The organism is Paenibacillus sp. 2TAF8, from assembly GCF_052114825.1.
Lineage (GTDB): Bacteria > Bacillota > Bacilli > Paenibacillales > Paenibacillaceae > Paenibacillus.
On sequence record NZ_JBFRFN010000068.1, the window covers coordinates 1 to 450 of the forward strand.

Annotated in this window: 1 rRNA gene; it reads right to left on the reverse strand. The window is 44.8% G+C overall.

Annotated features, from left to right (window positions below):
- Positions 1-376: 376 nt before the first annotated feature.
- Positions 377-450: ribosomal RNA gene (locus AB4Z30_RS30010) — 16S ribosomal RNA — on the reverse strand; the annotation flags it as partial.

The following is a 450-nucleotide window of genomic DNA, read 5'->3' on the forward strand; positions in this document are numbered from 1 at the left end:
TAGGCATTAGGCATCCTCCGTGTGCTCTTAGTAGCTTAACCAGGTCGCTCGTGTTCGAGCTGTCACTTCCCTTGGTTTGCTTGCGCAAATCCAAAAGTCGTTCCATTTCGATCACTCGCTCCAGCAATCTACCATTTTTATTGAAACTTGTTATACACAAGTTCAGCTAAAAAGGAATGTTCTAATTCGCGTTTGTTTCGTTTCGATATCTAGTTTTCAAAGAACAAATCGTTTGGTTCGGGCCGCTCACAAGAAGTGTCGGTCGAATAAACGAGWWGKTTTGAGAGTTTGAGCTCTCAAAACTGAGCAACGAGTGAGTGTTYTGCAGCTAAGCTGCATATTTGAATGTTTCCACACGGGAAACGATTCTCCATAGAAAGGAGGTGATCCAGCCGCACCTTCCGATACGGCTACCTTGTTACGACTTCACCCCAATCATCTATCCCACCT